The sequence below is a fragment of the Acinetobacter sp. FDAARGOS_724 genome (genome assembly GCF_013364475.1).
Classification (GTDB): Bacteria; Pseudomonadota; Gammaproteobacteria; order Pseudomonadales; family Moraxellaceae; genus Acinetobacter; species Acinetobacter variabilis.
Genome location: NZ_CP054908.1, coordinates 385,645 through 401,094, shown reverse-complemented (window position 1 = coordinate 401,094; position 15,450 = coordinate 385,645). Strand labels below are relative to the sequence as shown.

At 35.1% G+C, this 15,450-nt stretch carries 14 protein-coding genes and 2 pseudogenes; 7 read left to right on the top strand and 9 right to left on the bottom strand.

Going from position 1 to position 15,450, the window contains the following annotated elements; genetic code table 11:
• Positions 1 to 2: 2 nt before the first annotated feature.
• Together FOC32_RS03275 and FOC32_RS03270 are read left to right on the top strand one after the other, a co-directional pair.
• Complete coding sequence (locus FOC32_RS03275) at positions 3 to 395, top strand: TnsA endonuclease C-terminal domain-containing protein (RefSeq protein WP_217706276.1); 393 nt, start codon at positions 3 to 5, stop codon at positions 393 to 395.
• A pseudogene (locus FOC32_RS03270) lies at positions 396 to 2,144 on the top strand (Mu transposase C-terminal domain-containing protein); the annotation flags it as partial.
• A 50-nt stretch (positions 2,145 to 2,194) separates the two neighbouring features.
• Here FOC32_RS03270 and FOC32_RS03265 read toward each other — a convergent pair.
• Positions 2,195 to 3,127 (bottom strand): IS5 family transposase, encoded by a 933-nt coding sequence (locus FOC32_RS03265; protein ID WP_175966329.1) that lies wholly within the window; start codon positions 3,125 to 3,127, stop codon positions 2,195 to 2,197.
• Between the two features lie 41 nt (positions 3,128 to 3,168).
• Between FOC32_RS03265 and FOC32_RS03260 the strand changes: the two genes are divergently transcribed.
• The 4 genes and pseudogenes from FOC32_RS03260 to FOC32_RS03245 form a co-directional block, all read left to right on the top strand.
• The gene (locus FOC32_RS03260; protein WP_175966327.1) at positions 3,169 to 3,354 is read left to right on the top strand and encodes a hypothetical protein; all 186 of its coding nucleotides are present in this window, start codon (positions 3,169 to 3,171) and stop codon (positions 3,352 to 3,354) included.
• Positions 3,355 to 3,357: 3 nt separating this feature from the next.
• Positions 3,358 to 4,278 (top strand): TniB family NTP-binding protein, encoded by a 921-nt coding sequence (locus FOC32_RS03255; protein WP_175966325.1) that lies wholly within the window; start codon positions 3,358 to 3,360, stop codon positions 4,276 to 4,278.
• Between the two features lie 23 nt (positions 4,279 to 4,301).
• Positions 4,302 to 5,402, top strand: coding sequence for a TniQ family protein (locus tag FOC32_RS03250; protein WP_125279887.1), 1,101 nt, complete (start codon positions 4,302 to 4,304; stop codon positions 5,400 to 5,402).
• Positions 5,395 to 5,769 (top strand): annotated as a pseudogene (locus tag FOC32_RS03245) (transposase); the annotation flags it as partial. The gene FOC32_RS03250 and the pseudogene FOC32_RS03245, both read left to right, overlap by 8 nt.
• Positions 5,770 to 5,802: 33 nt before the next feature.
• On the opposite strand, the gene tnpC reads toward FOC32_RS03245, so the two are convergent.
• The 3 genes from tnpC to tnpA form a co-directional block, all read right to left on the bottom strand.
• Positions 5,803 to 7,407, bottom strand: coding sequence for an IS66 family transposase (gene tnpC, locus FOC32_RS03240; RefSeq protein ID WP_175965973.1), 1,605 nt, complete (start codon positions 7,405 to 7,407; stop codon positions 5,803 to 5,805).
• A 74-nt stretch (positions 7,408 to 7,481) separates the two neighbouring features.
• Positions 7,482 to 7,817, bottom strand: coding sequence for an IS66 family insertion sequence element accessory protein TnpB (gene tnpB / locus FOC32_RS03235; protein WP_004783682.1), 336 nt, complete (start codon positions 7,815 to 7,817; stop codon positions 7,482 to 7,484).
• Positions 7,814 to 8,242, bottom strand: coding sequence for an IS66-like element accessory protein TnpA (gene tnpA, locus FOC32_RS03230; RefSeq protein ID WP_175965975.1), 429 nt, complete (start codon positions 8,240 to 8,242; stop codon positions 7,814 to 7,816). Before tnpA ends, tnpB begins: the two co-directional genes overlap by 4 nt.
• 330 nt (positions 8,243 to 8,572) lie before the next feature.
• Between tnpA and FOC32_RS03225 the strand changes: the two genes are divergently transcribed.
• A complete protein-coding gene (locus tag FOC32_RS03225) occupies positions 8,573 to 9,403 on the top strand; it encodes a hypothetical protein (RefSeq protein ID WP_175966323.1) in 831 nt (276 codons plus the stop codon).
• Positions 9,404 to 9,443: 40 nt separating this feature from the next.
• Here the strand turns inward: FOC32_RS03225 and FOC32_RS03220 are convergent, their stop codons facing one another.
• The 5 genes from FOC32_RS03220 to FOC32_RS03200 form a co-directional block, all read right to left on the bottom strand.
• On the bottom strand, positions 9,444 to 10,391 hold the full coding sequence (locus FOC32_RS03220) for a hypothetical protein (RefSeq protein ID WP_125279817.1): 948 nt from the start codon (positions 10,389 to 10,391) through the stop codon (positions 9,444 to 9,446).
• Positions 10,384 to 12,408 carry a hypothetical protein gene (locus FOC32_RS03215; RefSeq protein WP_125279816.1) on the bottom strand — a complete coding sequence of 675 codons (2,025 nt, stop codon included), beginning with the start codon at positions 12,406 to 12,408 and terminating at the stop codon, positions 10,384 to 10,386. Before FOC32_RS03215 ends, FOC32_RS03220 begins: the two co-directional genes overlap by 8 nt.
• Positions 12,409 to 12,410: 2 nt before the next feature.
• The gene (locus FOC32_RS03210) at positions 12,411 to 13,415 is read right to left on the bottom strand and encodes a hypothetical protein (RefSeq protein ID WP_125279815.1); all 1,005 of its coding nucleotides are present in this window, start codon (positions 13,413 to 13,415) and stop codon (positions 12,411 to 12,413) included.
• A gap of 6 nt (positions 13,416 to 13,421) precedes the next feature.
• On the bottom strand, positions 13,422 to 14,729 hold the full coding sequence (locus FOC32_RS03205) for a DNA adenine methylase (protein WP_228301739.1): 1,308 nt from the start codon (positions 14,727 to 14,729) through the stop codon (positions 13,422 to 13,424).
• Between the two features lie 262 nt (positions 14,730 to 14,991).
• Positions 14,992 to 15,138: a hypothetical protein gene (locus FOC32_RS03200; protein ID WP_158651062.1), complete on the bottom strand. Its 147-nt coding sequence runs from the start codon at positions 15,136 to 15,138 to the stop codon at positions 14,992 to 14,994.
• Positions 15,139 to 15,450: the final 312 nt, after the last annotated feature.

The window sequence follows — 15,450 nt, the reverse complement described above, 5'->3', positions numbered from 1 at the left end:
GAGTGTGTTTAGTTTACCAAGTTAAAACCTCCTGTTTTTTCAGCACACATCATACTTTTGCTTTGGAAAAAGGATGGAAGTTTAGAATCATTGATGAATCTCGTTTATATGATCAATATTGGGAGAATATTAATTTTCTTAAGAGATTTAAGCGATCTTATATAGAGAAAGATGAACAACGGATACTAACCGAAATACTGGAAAAATTAGGTTATTCTACAGTTAATCAATTACCTACTTATATTTTTACGGATCAAAGGAATATATTAAAAGCTATTCATAAAATTTGGATTTTAATATCGAAAAAAATAATACTATGTGATTTATATAGTCCTCTGTCAGCTGAAACAATTATTTGGATAAATGATAAAAATGCTACAAAAGGGGAAATCTAAATGATAGAAAATGATTCAGTTAAAATTGATAGAAAACGTTTAATTATTAAACCAAATAATGTTGTTAATTATAATGGCTCTAAATACAGAATTATTAATATTCTAAATTCAGAAGAGGTTGTTATATCCAATCTAGAATCAGCCCGTTGTATTCAAGTAAACATAAGAAATTTGTCAGTTGTAGATTCAGAAGACAATGAAACTTCTATGCTCAATAAAGGAGAAGATATTTCTGATGAAGCATGGCAGGTAGCATTACAGCATTATGAAATAATTAAGCCATTAATAGAAAATTCGACTGTTGAAACGGTAAAAAAGACTGCTGAAAAAAATAATCTTCATGTAAATACTATTTGGAAGTGGTTGAAAGCTTATCGAGAAAATAAGTCAATATTAGTTTTAATACCTAAAAAAAGAGGATGGAGGGCTAATAAGAAACGATTATCTCCTGAACTTAATTATATTATTCAACAAGCAATTCATACAAAGTATTTAACATCTCTAAAACCAAGTATTGCAAAAACGATTCTAGAAGTTAAGCTTGAGTGTTTTAAAAGAAAATTAGAACCTCCTCACGATAATACTATTAGGTGCCGAATAGAAGCTATCAATGCATATGAAGTAACTAAAGCAAGATATGGCAAAAAAATTTTAAAAGATAAGTATGAGGCTGCTGCTGGTTCGTTTCCCAATGCGGATTATCCCTTAGCATATGTCCAAATTGATCATACGCCATTAGATGTAGAGATTGTTGATGAACAATACCGTGAAACTATAGGTCGTGCTTATCTAACACTAGCAATTGATGTCTTTAGTAGAATGGTTGTGGGGTATTACCTCTCTTTGGATGAACCTAGTTCTATATCCGTAGCCATGTGTATTTCATCTGCAATCTTATCTAAAAAAAGAAAATTACTTGAATTAGGTATAGATGGGGAATGGGATGTTGAAGGGCTTATGGATTCAGTTCATTCTGATAATGGTTCAGATTTTAGAACCCTTCACCTTAGTAAGGCTTGTTTGAAATACGATATTAATTGGGAGTATCGCCCTATTGATGGAGCAAAGTTTGGTGGTCATATCGAGCGTTTGCTTGGTATAGTCAATCTAGAGATGCATGTTTTAGATGGAACAACTAAGTCAAATATTGTCATGAAGGGGGCATATGATTCAGCAAAAAATGCCTGCTTAACTCTCAGAGATCTAGAATATTATATTGTTTACTGGATTGTGAATGTTTATCATAAGAGCAAACACTCAATACTAGATGCTCCACCATTACAAATGTGGGAAGAAGGAATTTGGGGGACTAAATTTAAACCTGGCACTGGTTTAAAAGAACGAGTAGCTGATGAGGCAACTTTGTTCTTAGATTTTGCTCCTGAATTTGAATCAACTATTCAAAGAACAGGGGTTAAGAAGGATAAACTTTTTTATTTTTCTGATTGTTTAAGACCTTGGATAAATGCGATCGACCCAAATGATCCCAATAAAAAAAAGAAAAGAAAGTTTATTTTTAAAAGAGATCCTCGCGATATTTCTATGATTTGGTTCTATGAACCCAATACCAATACTTATTTTAAAGTGCCTACGGCTAAACGTGAAATACCTTCAATCAGCTTACATGAATATAAACAGGTTCAAAAATATCTTAAAAGTCAGCGTTTAAATACAGTTGATCAAGATGCTATTTATAAAGCAATTATCCATTTGCGTGAAAAAGTAGATCAAGCCTTGAGTTTGACAAGGCTTTGTTGCACAAAGATTTGAAATGCAAAGCGCCCCTAATTGAGCCAAATTTAAGGCGTAACTTGGGTAAATGGTCGACCTAATTCAGTGAATTTATTGAGGACTGCCACACGTGTATGAATCTCATTGACTTGGCTTTGAAAGCTCCTTGCACTCAGTTTATCGCCCAATAATTTAATGCAATGCATCTTGGTTTCTACCAAACTTCGCCGATGATAGCCTGACCATTTTTTCCATAGTGTCCTGCCTAAACGTTTGACTGTTCGAAGTAATTCATTTCGTTCTAGCGAGCTACTCTTTGTATCTTTCCATGGTTTCGCATTTTTTCTAGGTGGAATCACCGCATGCGCTTGCCGATCTGCAATGACCTGACGGCATTGCTTGGTGTCATAAGCTCCATCGGTATAAACAGAGTCAATCCGCTCATCTTGTGGAATCTGATTAAGTAGATCACCAAGCACCTGTGAATCACTGACATTATTGGTTGTAAGCTGAACTGCTCGTATTTGCAGGGTTTTGGCATCTATACCAATATGTAGTTTACGCCATTGGCGACGATATTCAGGTCCATGTTTCTTGCGTTTCCATTCGCCCTCACCTAGAAACTTCATGCCTGTAGAGTCCATGAGTAGATGCAGCCCATCGCTACTTTTTTGGTAGCTGATTGCAATATCAATATGCTTTTGTCTTCTACAAAGCGTGGTGTAATCTGGAGCTATCCAATTTAATCCGCAAAGTTTAATCAGACTTTGCACAAAGCCAGTAACCATACGTAAAGACAGACGAAATAAGGATTTAATCATTAAGCAGCATTGGATGGCTGCGTCGGAGTAGGTTTGATTTCGCCCTTGTTTGCCTTTTGATGGCGCATACCATTGCGTAGCAAGATCAAACCAAATGGCAATATTTCCGCGACTCATGAGTGCTCGGTTATATGCGGGCCAATTGGTTGTACGATAAATTTTAGGTGTAAGCTTCTTCATTTGAAAATTATATCGCTGAAAAAGCCTTTACAGATAGGTTTGTGCAACAAAGCCGTTTGACAAGGAAACAACGCCGATTAAACCAGAGAAGAAAAGAAAATAGTAAAAGCTTCACTCAATCTTTATTTGAAAAAAATAATGCTAATCAAAATGTTAATTCCAATTTATCACAGTCTGAAAATAGCTTATGGAATACAGATTTAACAGCATTTGATGATTTAAGGTGAGTCATGGAAAAATTTAACCATCTTGCTGCACATGTTCGTGAAATTATGGTTTTAAGCGATGATGAGCGAATTAATTTTCTTTATATGGATCGATGGATTGGTTATCAAAGAGCAATTACAGTATTAAATATGCTCACTGATCTTTTAAATCGACCTAAGAAATTAAGACCTGAATGTCTTTTAATCGTAGGTGACTCAAATATGGGAAAAACTACGATTATTCATGAATTTGCAAAAAAATATTATATAAACAAAGTTAATGATATCGATATGCAATTATTGTCCCTGACTAAGCCAGTTATTCCTATACAGGCTCCAGTCAGAGCAAATGTAAAAGAATTATATATTAATATTTTAGAGCATTTTTTCGTTCCTTTTCGTACTACTGATCCTGAAAGTAAATTAAAGAATCAAGCAATTCATTTACTAAGAAAGTATGAAACAAAAATGTTGATAATTGATGAGTTGCATAATTGTTTAAGTGGAAGCTCAAGACAACAACAAGAAGTAATGAATGCTCTTAAAACACTGAGTAATGAATTAAGTTTAAATATTATTGGTGTTGGAACTCGTGAAGCATCATTGATATTACATACAGATGCTCAGTATGCCAGTAGATTCGATATCTTAGACTTACCTTTATGGAAATTAGATGAAGATTTTTTAAGGCTCCTTTTGAGTTACGTTAAATTGATTCCATTGAAAAAACCTTCAAATTTATCATCTCAAGAAATTGCCACATTATTACATGAGATCTCAGGAGGAAATTTAGGGGATTTAAATAGGGTAGTGGTCGAATGCGCAAAAATGGCAATATTGACCGGTACAGAAGAAATCACTTTAGAAATTATCAAAAAGTTCAGATGGTTAAAACCAACTCAAGGTGTTCGCAATATTCAAAATATAAAAATTAATCGTATTTAGATTTTAGTATTTAGGGGGGAGTAATGTCAGATCATGCTGGGCAATGGTATATCAGGACACCAATTAAAAATGGTGAAATATTTTCATCTTGGTTGATTAGGTCAGCTTTAGATATGGGATGTTCGCCTTTGATTCTAGTTGAAGCGTTATGGAGGGATTGGAGAGCACTTACAATTGATTTAGATAAAGGAATAAGTGATATCAGACTTAACTCATTATTATTACATTGTTTCGAAAATAAGCAGACTATTCTGAATACAATGCTGAGTAGTATTATTCCTCAATTGTATCTGCACCCAAACAAAATCTGGATTTTAGTACTAGGTCAGAGAAATAGATCAAACTTATCAGGTCGGCAATTATGTGTGAAATGCTTCAAGGATGATGGTGTATCACCTTATTTCCGTTTAATGTGGCGGATGGGATGGCATAGTTGTTGTGAAAAGCATCAAGTAGAGTTAATTGATCATTGTCCTAAATGTGGAATCACTATTCAGCTATTTAAAATCGATCTAGAACATGGTTCTCTAGCGATATGTTCTTCATGTGGGTATAACTTTATAGATCACCAACCGAAAGTATGTAATTTAAATGCATTAGACTTTCAAATAAATGCAGATCAAGTATTAAAAACTGGCAAAGGTCTTTATAACAATCAGAGTATTTCATCTTATGAATGGTTTGAGATAGCACGTGCATGGCTAAGCGAAATCAGGCTGTTATTAGATACGGAAAATTTGCGTCTTCTTGAAATGTTTAAAAGTCTAGGTGTGGACTTAGACATTCCTCTCACAATTACTCCATTATCATTTGAGTATTTAAATATACATGAACGTACCATTCTACTTTCCTTATTAGATCGAATTATGAAAATTCCATGCGATTTGATAGTAGATCGTGCGTATGAATATGGAATTAGTAATGCAAGTTTTTGGGATAATCGTAAAAAATTACCATCTCAACTCTTACAAATGAAAGCTGCTATGGCAAAGCCAGTAAGAATTTATCCATCTCAACGATTAAAATCTTCAATAAATCAACCAAAATCTAAGAAGAATGTGGAGCGTAAGTGGCTTAAATTATTGAGAAAAATTAAAAAAGTTGGAGTTATTGAATTTGAGTAACAAAGATTCAAGACAAGTATGTAATGGATGTGCAAAAACTGTTTTAAAAATAAAGAAAAAATATAAGGATAAGAAATACTGTTCAACTTGTTATGCACGAATTTTTAAGAAACGCCCTTGCCCTAGTTGTGGTGTATTAGCACGCTTATCAAAGAATGATAGTAAGGCGAAATGTAATGAATGTATTAAAAAACAACCATGCATACGATGTAATTTAACTAATAGACCAATAGGAAAACTTACACAATATGGAGTAGTTTGTAATAGCTGTTCTGTATATTTCAGAATGATTCAACAATGTGAACGATGTAATGCACCATCACAAAAGCTAACTAAGATTTCACGTTTTAAAGATGATTTAAGAGTTTGGTAAGCGTCCGCTGAATCCCATGCCTATTTTTTAATTTTGGTCGGATTTCCAGCGGTGTGGCAGTAATTCTTCTATTTGGGTGACTTTATGCGTCGGCAGCCTTTTCAGCACATCACTTAAATAGGCATACGGATCCAGTCCATTCAGCTTTGCTGACTGGATTAAAGTCATGATATTGGCAGCTCGTTGGCCGCTGCGCAGCGAGCCAGCAAACAGCCAGTTCTTACGTCCCAACGCCCAGGGGCGCATCTGATTTTCAATCCAGTTATTATCTATAGGCAAATTGCCATCATCCAGATAGTGGCAGAGTGCCTGCCAACGTTTTAGGCTGTAATTGATCGCCTTGGCAGTTGGAGAACTCGATGGCACCGCCAGATAATGTTGGTTGAGCCATTCATACAGTTGTTGCATCACCGGTTGGCTATGCTGTTGCCGGTATTCGCGGCGATGTTCTGCTGTACCATCGGTCTTTTTCCTGAGTTCTGCTTCTATGGCATACAGTTTCTGAATCAGCACTAATGCCTGTTCAGCGATCTGACTTTTCCCGGTCACATGCAGTTCATGGAATTTACGACGTGCATGTGCCATGCAGCCCACCTCAATGACCTGGCCTGATTTAAAGCGTGCTTTATAACCACTGTAATCATCACAGACCAGATGGCCCTGCCAGCCATTCAGGAACTCTTCAGCATGCTGACCTGAACGGCTATCCTGAAAGTCATAGATCACCGCTTGAACTGGATTGTACTGTGTGGTGGCATAGGCCCAGACATAACCTTTCTTCGGTTTTTTCTCATTCTCACCCATCCGCATGATGGTGACCGGCGTTTCATCGGCATGGATCACCCGCTGTTGCAACACCACCTGTTTTAAGGCATTAGCCAGAGGTTCCAGTTCCACACCGCAGCGACCAATCCAGTCAGATAAAGTGGATCTGGACAGATCAATGCCAGCCCGCTGATAGATCAGGCGCTGACGGTACAGCGGCAAATGATCGGCATACTTCGATACCAGCACATGGCTGAGCAATTCAGGTGAAGCAATGCCTTTATCAATCACATAGGCGGGCATCGCTTGCTGAGTCAGAGTGTCGCACTGATCACAGACCCATTTGCCACGGACATGCTGTTCCTTGTAGAACTGTGCCGGTCTGAAATGCAGTTTTTCACTGATATCTTCGCCGATACGACGTAACTGGCAGCCACAACTGCATTGGGTTGATGCAGGTTCATGCTCAATACGGATGGTGTGTAGATGATCTGGCAGCAGTCGACGTTTAGGTTTGTTGACTGTGGCTTTCTGTGTCGCTGCATCGGTTTTATCTGCATTTAATCGTTCTAATTCCAGATCAACGGCTGCGATATCTTCTTCGACCGCTTCGTCCCATAGATGGATTTGTTTTGCCGTTAAGTGTTCATTCTTTTGGGCGAATTTGTGCTGTTTAAATAGTGCGAGTTCATGCTCGTATTTTTGATTGAGAATAGAAAGATGCTGAACTTTGGCATCCAATTGCTGGTTTGATTTTTCTAATTCTTGATTTGATTGTGCCAGAGACTGATGCTGCATCGCCAACTGCCGGGTAAATTCCAGCAGTTGTTCATGGGTCAGTTGGCTTAAATCAGGCAGCATTTTCATGACTGCAGTATGCCTGAGGTCATGACGCAGAGGAAATAGAACGTTTGGAGAATAGCAGAATGTAGCAGCCTGGTTTAGAGCATTGTTACCACTTGCTGTCGTCCAATGCGCTGCCAGGGCAAACCCTGAATTAGTGCCTGTAACTGTTCTGGACTGAGAGCTACGTTTTCACCCTGGTGAACTTTAGCCCAGTGGAATTTTCCCTGTTCCAGCCGCCTGGCACACAGCCAGATGCCTAGTCCATCATGTACCAGCACTTTCATACGATGGCCACGTTTATTACAGAACAGGTAGGCGCAATGCGGTTTGATTGAGCCAAAGGCTTTCATAATCTGCGCCATGGCCGTATCCATACCCGCACGCATGTCCATGGGCTGGGTAGACAACCAGATTTCATCGATACGGATCATTTGATCAAGCCCTGAAGTAAAAGCAGTAATTCAGTTGCAGACCCCACCGGCCATTCGATTTCGATCATCTGATCCCTTACTGAACCTTGTTCATCATGTAATGGAATCCTAATATGAGCGGTAGCTTTCTTCTCTGGCACAGGTGGCGGAGGTGCTTCTTGTTTGACTGGCGTCGGGTGAAGAATGACGGGAAGGAAGTCGGTCTGTGGAATGGATGAGATTGTTAATGATGGAACCATTGATCTGGACTGACGAATCCATTTATGCAACAGATTGGCATTGATCTGATGTTGCATTGCGACCTTAGCCACCGATGTATCTGGCTGCTGGCATTGCTGAATAAGTTGATGTTTAAATTCAGCCGTGAAGGTTCGACGGGGCTTTTTTAGCGTTGGTGCAGTGTCTATAACTGTCTTTAAATCCATAAATAGGTGTCCACTTAAATTTTAGTGGACACTATCGCGGTATTAATGAGTTAGAAAAAGTGGGGCTCAGCGGACGCTTACAGAGTTTGTCCAAAATGTGCTACACGAGATTATGAAACCTGTCCTTTTTGTCATAAATATCGGTTACTAGAGCTTGATGAAAATGGAGTAAAAAAGTGTAAGAGGTGTAAAAATTATAAAGATAAACCATGTCTAATCTGTAATAAATTAATAGCCGCAGGATGTGGAGATGTATGTGAAGATTGCTATTGGTATAAAAATTTATGGCAAAAATATAACCAGAATCTTAGTATTTTTGAGTCCCCTTTTTTGAAACAACAATATAAAAAATATACATCTTGGTTAATGAATGAAGTTGGGACTCATAAAGCAGCTCTATATCTCAATAAGCATACTTATTTTTTTATTAAATCCAAAATGTTATGGATGGAGTCTATACCTACTGCTAACGAATTATTATCCCAATTAAGGACTCATGGACTTAGAAAATTCGAATTAATCATAAGATGGCTTGATGAGTCCTATGATTTACAAATTTTGTCTACAAGTAAAAGGGAATGTTCCGAACAGGATCAAACAAGATTACTTATTGAAAGTTTGTCACAATTATCTATAGCGTATAAGGTTGTAAATTCTTATAAGAAGAAATTAGATAATAAAATGAAACAGGGTCTTACTTCTGCTCGATCAGTAAGACTTGCAATAAAGCCTGCGGTTGCACTTATGTTATTGACTGATCAGGGCGGAGAATTATTGCCAGACTTGAAAAGTGTAAAAGAATATTTGGTAGCTTTTCCAGGACAAGCTGCTGCTTTACATGGGTTTATAAATTTTTTAAATGACGAATACAATACGAATATAGATTATGTCACTATCAAGAAGTCAAATTCTATTAAGAAGGCTAATAAGAACAAGTTAGAAAACGACTTGATAAAAATGATTTGCTCGAATCAAAGAATTGATATGTTAACTTGGGTTAAAACAGGCTTACAGTTTTTTCATGATATGAGCAATCAACAGGCATTAAGGGTAAAGTCTGAAATGGTTGAAGAAGTTCAAGATGGTTACAATATTTCATACAATAATAAAAAATATTGGTTACCTAAAAATACTCATTGCCTTTTTCAAAAAAATGATTAATTATCAAACAAATATTAACTTAAAGGCTGATATTGAATTGCTAACTCAGAGTTAATTCGACCTCATAGGACCATAATCTTTTTAATCCTAGAGATGTCTCTCTAGAATAAGTCAAACATTCTGGTAATAAGATAGATATATCTCTTTCTTCTCCTTCTAGAGCCCAATAAATAGCAAAACCTAAAGTTTGTGCTTTAGTAGATAAAGGGGCTAAATATATATTATTTTTAGAATCGTTGACCGCATCTATACTATGTATTAATTCACTGATTATTTGAGCTGTAGCAAATGGATTATTTGCTGGTGCAAATTTTCTGTTTATAAACCAGTCGTCTTTCTTTGTTATATCCCCACTGGATGAAGCTCTGAAAGCACTTTGCTGATACATATCAGCACTTAAGGAGGGAAAAGAGAATAATGGATATACAGTAGCACTGTCTTTATAGGTAGAAACTTGAGATATGATTTTATGATCATAGCCTACATTAATTATTAAATGGTCTTGATAGCTAGGATCAATATCAGCAGAAATACCTTGAATAGAACGCACTATTGGGCTGGTTGTAGTACTAAATTCCGTGTTCTCATCATTAGAATAAGTCATGGGCTCAGAGTAAATTGCTGTAAACTTTTTTACCCCCATTTTTTTTAAACTGGCCACTAAAAAAATTAAGACATGTCTCATGAAGCCAGTAATATCAATGCAAAGTTTAACTTCAGTAATATTGTTTATATTATTTAATAATGTACGGACTTGGATACTCTCCGATCTTTCTTCAGGTTTTACAATTATCCCATCCTTAGGTAATTCTAAGTCGTTAAACAAATACTCAGGATGAATTAACCATAATTTTTTTGAAGCATTAATATTACTAAAAACACTCTTTACACGTTCGCTAGAATTATAAGCAGATATAAAAATATCATAATCAGATAAATCGTTAGGAGAACTATAAGCCTGATAATAGAAAATAGAATAGTCAATCATTGCTAAAAAGATCTGGTTGTTTTAGGAGGAGCTCATCTCTTGTAAAAGGGTTATTCCATTTCGTATCAAGACGCGTTAACAGCACTTTAAACTCATTACCTTTTTCAATATCAAATATTGCATTTACAAGTTCAGCAGAAAGGCTAATGTCACCTCTACGCCCAATAGGTAAATCCCATTTAGGAGAGAGGATTGGGTTTAGATATATTTTACGATTGATCCGTTCTGAATTTCTATCAGGTCTACCACTACTGGTTTCAAAGATAAATGAATAATTTAAAGCACTTTGAATAGCCAATTTTGCATTTTTGGAAAGATCATCATCAATAAAACTAACGCTTAATGGCGAAACCTCAGGAATATTTAGAGCAAATCTAGCCGTTCTTAGAAGGGACGCTAATCTATCTACAACAATTTGTGCTATATCTGATGGACGACCATAATTGGAGTCTTGTTCAAATATAAACTTAGAATTACTTAGTACTGATTTTGTCTGGTTTTCAATAGACAGAGGGGCTTTATTAATAAAATCTAAATTATTAAATATCGCTAGATCATAGGCATTACTAAGGATACTTAATAAATTTCGTGGATTATTTGATGACATTTTTACAAATGTATCAAATCCAGAATAGATAACAGGCTTTCTATTTTCTCTACATAATTGAGCTATTAAATTTGAGCTCCAATGGCTATAAGAGTCATCGTAGCTTTTACATTTTTCATCCTTAGGATTTTCTATATATAGCTCACAAATTTGGTTAATATTCTTTGCAACCTCTATTACACTATCTTTATTGCTATAATCTTTGCAGAATCTCAATATATTATGTTTTTGCAATAATATTGGGAAATTAGAGGTTAAAAGATCAATTATTTGATCAATCTCCTCTGTAGCAATTAATTTTGGAACTTTAAGAAGCGTACTTCTAAAATTTTGAACAAAAACCTGTGGTTGGCTAGAGTCTAGTTCTAGAAAATCTATAAATTCACTATAGTAGTTACTAGATTTGATACTTTCAAAACAGTCTTCTATATTAAAAGATTCTAATCTATTTAGTGGTATTAATTTTTTAACACACAGTCGTTGCTTAATAAAATTATTTGCAAAATTCTTATACTTGGCGCCAAGTTCTTTAAGCTTTTCATCAAGATTAATTTTCTTGAATTCAACATCCTCTCTATTTTCTTCTCCACCACCAATTGTTGAATAGGTCTTGATTGCATATAAACGGCCACTAATTCTAAAAGTGGTCATTCCCTCGCCATATCTTATAAAGGATTGAATGACTTCTTGGTGTTCAATAGAGTAAAAGTTTTCAATTTCATCAATAAGATATACTAATGATATATCTTTAAAAACTGGATGCCATTCATCAAGTGCTTTTTTAAATTTTAGAGATAAGCTGCCAGGAGTAAATGGAGGTATTAGGTCTAATGTACTAGTGAAAGCATAATTATTAATAGCAGTATTTATTTTCTTAGATGCTTTTTTTAACCATATTTTTAACTCTTCAAGACTTTTAATTTGTGCAAAATAGGTCTCTTGAGATATTTCAGAAGATAAAATCTCAAGCAGTCCTTTAGTATTAAATTTATAATCTGTAGAAGTTTTTTCAATATCAATTAATGTGTCTAAAAGGTTTTCAGTAAGTTTAAGCTCAAGAAAGATCGCAAATAATATTTGCCATTTTCCTTTTTCATTCTCATTACTTGTATCAAAACGAGAAGCATCTAATGCATTTGCTCGTAAAAACACTCCTACAAATCCATCATTTCGGATGATCTCTAATCCTGATAGATTGGGATGACGCAGTTTGGTTGAGGCATAAGAGAAATGGCGGAGCAAATGAGTTTTCCCCGTTCCTTTACCTCCGAGAATGAAAGAAGACTTTTTTGAAGTTGGATCAATTATTTTTCTTACAAAATCATCATCAATATCTACCCAAAAGGTATTAATTTCTTCATCTGTATAATCAGAAGCCTTTGAAAAGGAGAAGGGATTGGAATTTTCCATTTTTATTTAGCTCTCCATAGACCATAGTTTTTGTCAAATCTTTCAAAAATAGGGTACCACTTCATTAAAGATTCATTAATCGAGCCATTTTTCCAAAAAATTGGAAGAGTGTTATTGGGAGTATTATGAGAAAAACCTAATAATAACTCACAATCACCATGCCCTAATGGCTGTTCATATAAGAAAGTACCGTAATACTCGGCAATCCTTCTGAATGTTTCGATAGAAAACCATGAAGGATGTTTTTCGAAATAACGGGAACCAGGGGAACAACTTTTAAAAGTATCATCTAATTCAAATAAACAAGAAGCTTTGCCATTAAATAGTTGTACTTCATTTAATTTTGATAAACCATTACTAGTTGAAAATAAAGATATAAATATCAACTCAATATCGGGATTATTACTTCTGATACTTGCAATAGGTTTCTCTAAGTATCTGCTAGCCTGTGTCCCACCTCCCACAAAGTCATCAAAAAAAATATATCTTTTTATATTTGAAGTACGTGCTACCCAATGTGGTGTTCCACCATCTGGATCAGCGACAATATCAAATGCTCCATGTAAGTCACAAAATAATTTTTTTTCTAAATTATTTACTTGTCTAAAAATGTAGAGTAGATGAGCACCACTTTCTGCTGGATTACCCACACCAATAAATCTGGTGGTATTCAAGTCTTCGGAATACAATTTGGAAAGCTCTTCTATATTCGTTGTATTTCCATTATTTCTTCTAATATCTTGAATAATTGGAGCTCTAATAAAATCTCTATAAAGAGATATGAGCATCTCTCTAACCATTCTTTGACTAAAATACATGAATTTAGATAAGGCATAAATCATATATTTTTTTTCTTCTTCGGCTGATACAACATTGCCTTTAAATTGTTCAAGCCATTTATTTATTTGGGGTTTATTACAGACACTGTCCCAAACACTTTGATTCAATATTTGTAACTTATCAAAGTATTTTTCAATATCATCTTCTGGATGTGGATGGGTAGACATGTAATGTTACTTCTCAAAAACCAAAACTGTTTCACGTGAAATCACAGATGCTGTTCTATTACGTTTTGTCATTAAACCTCTCGATTTAATATCATCAATCAAAACTAACTTAAGTTTTAAGTGATACTTCTGAAAACACTCAATAATAAATTTATCATTTCTTAAAGTTTCTCCACAGACTTGATTATTGCCTAAAACGAAAATAATTCGTCCTTTAGGGGAAGTCAATCGAGCAAGTTCTTTAACTACTTGTGCCATTTCAATTAGATATTTTTGGGTGATTCTTGCTCTTGTTTCATTTTTTTGAGCAATTTTTTTAATGAGATCGACATACTCTAAAGGTAGATCACCTTCATCGTATTGAAATGGAGCTCTTATTAAATGTTCTCGACCTATCGACTTCTCTTCTAGAGTACGAAGTTGTGATGGAGAGGCAAGTTTTAACCAATTTAAAGATAAACTAGTAGACCGTATATACTTTTGAGCACTCCCATATGGGGGCGAGGTGATTACTAATGGAATTGAGTTATCTGGCATTGCTATAAGTTGATCATAATCTGAAAATAATGATCGAGCATCCACACCAACTTTTTTAGCTGAAAGTCGGTTTGGATATTTATTATTTGTCTCTTTGATACGTTCGATATTGATGTTTACAATATTGTTGAACTCTTGAAAGACATCAGCTTCTTTTATCCAGTCTAACCTTTTTTGTATTCGCTGATTAACAGCTGAGGAAAATTTTTCTTTAGTTCTTAAGCGCACAGGAACACTAATTGCAGGATCAGCAAAGCTAATCTTTTTTGTTAGTGAAGATATACATATCTTAAAAAATGCCTGCTCAGAATCTGCTGTTAATTCTTCAATTGCTCTTAGCAAAATTTCTAACTTTTTTTTATGTTCTGGTAGGTACCATAGATCAGGATTTACTACATCAATAGAGGGAGCCGTCTTGTATCTTTTTGCTTTTTTTAATATGTGATTTTTAACTTCTATCAATTTATCAACATTATATGGTGTAGTTTTTACTTTTGTGAGTAATAAAGCAAAAGGATTGGCATCAGCAACAAGTGGCTTAAAACCGTGGATAGAAGCTTCTAATGCCACAGTGCCAGAACCACAAAACGGATCCAAAACAGTTTTATCCAGTAGATTGCTATGAGCTTTTAGAAAAAAATAGGCAATATGCGGTAATAATTTGGCTGGGTAAGGATGAATATGATGAGTCAACTGGTCACCTGCTCGTAACCAATGTATAAGCTTTCTAAAGTCAATATTAATAGGCGAGTGATTACTACTATATTCCTGGATCATCTGACACAGAACTTCTTGTAGGTATTGATCTGAGGGGATCTCTACGAAGTCCGTCTCATAGCTTTCCAGGGCTGTAAATCGATATGTAAGATCACCCATTATACAAAATTAAACTCCATGAAATTTAAGGAAAAATAGAATAATTAGAGCAGCTTAAATTAATAAAATATTTTCATCAAGTCTATTAATAGGGAATGAGTTTATCCCTATGATAGAAAGTGATTTATTTATAATGTTTATAACAGTACAAAGGGCTCAGAGCTTATGAGCTTTCGCCTAATTCACGATCAGTATGGGTCGGAATAAGTTCTAATATTGGATCATATTGATCTAGGTTTTTTAGCAATTCTTCTTCTGTGAAAGGAAACATGCTGGATAGCTTGCTGGAAGTATCATCATCATTAGACATTTTTCAATTCTCGCATGGAATTTTAGGTGCTAAAAATAAACGTAAGACTTTGCTTGTAAACGCACTCATTAAGGGCAGTTGAGAGTTCGCTATCCAAGCCTAGTGTACTGGGAACAAATTTTAGGCGTAATCTATCAAATAATACCTCAATTTAGGGCTAGCTGAGCTATTCATGAGTAAATCTTCTACTTAAAGTCATGTTTAAGTATTTTCAATTATTGTCGATTGTTAGATAGTGATTAAGAGTTATGATTTAATAATTAGTATATAGAATGAACAATAAAGAGAAATTTTAGTATTTTTGATGCTTGA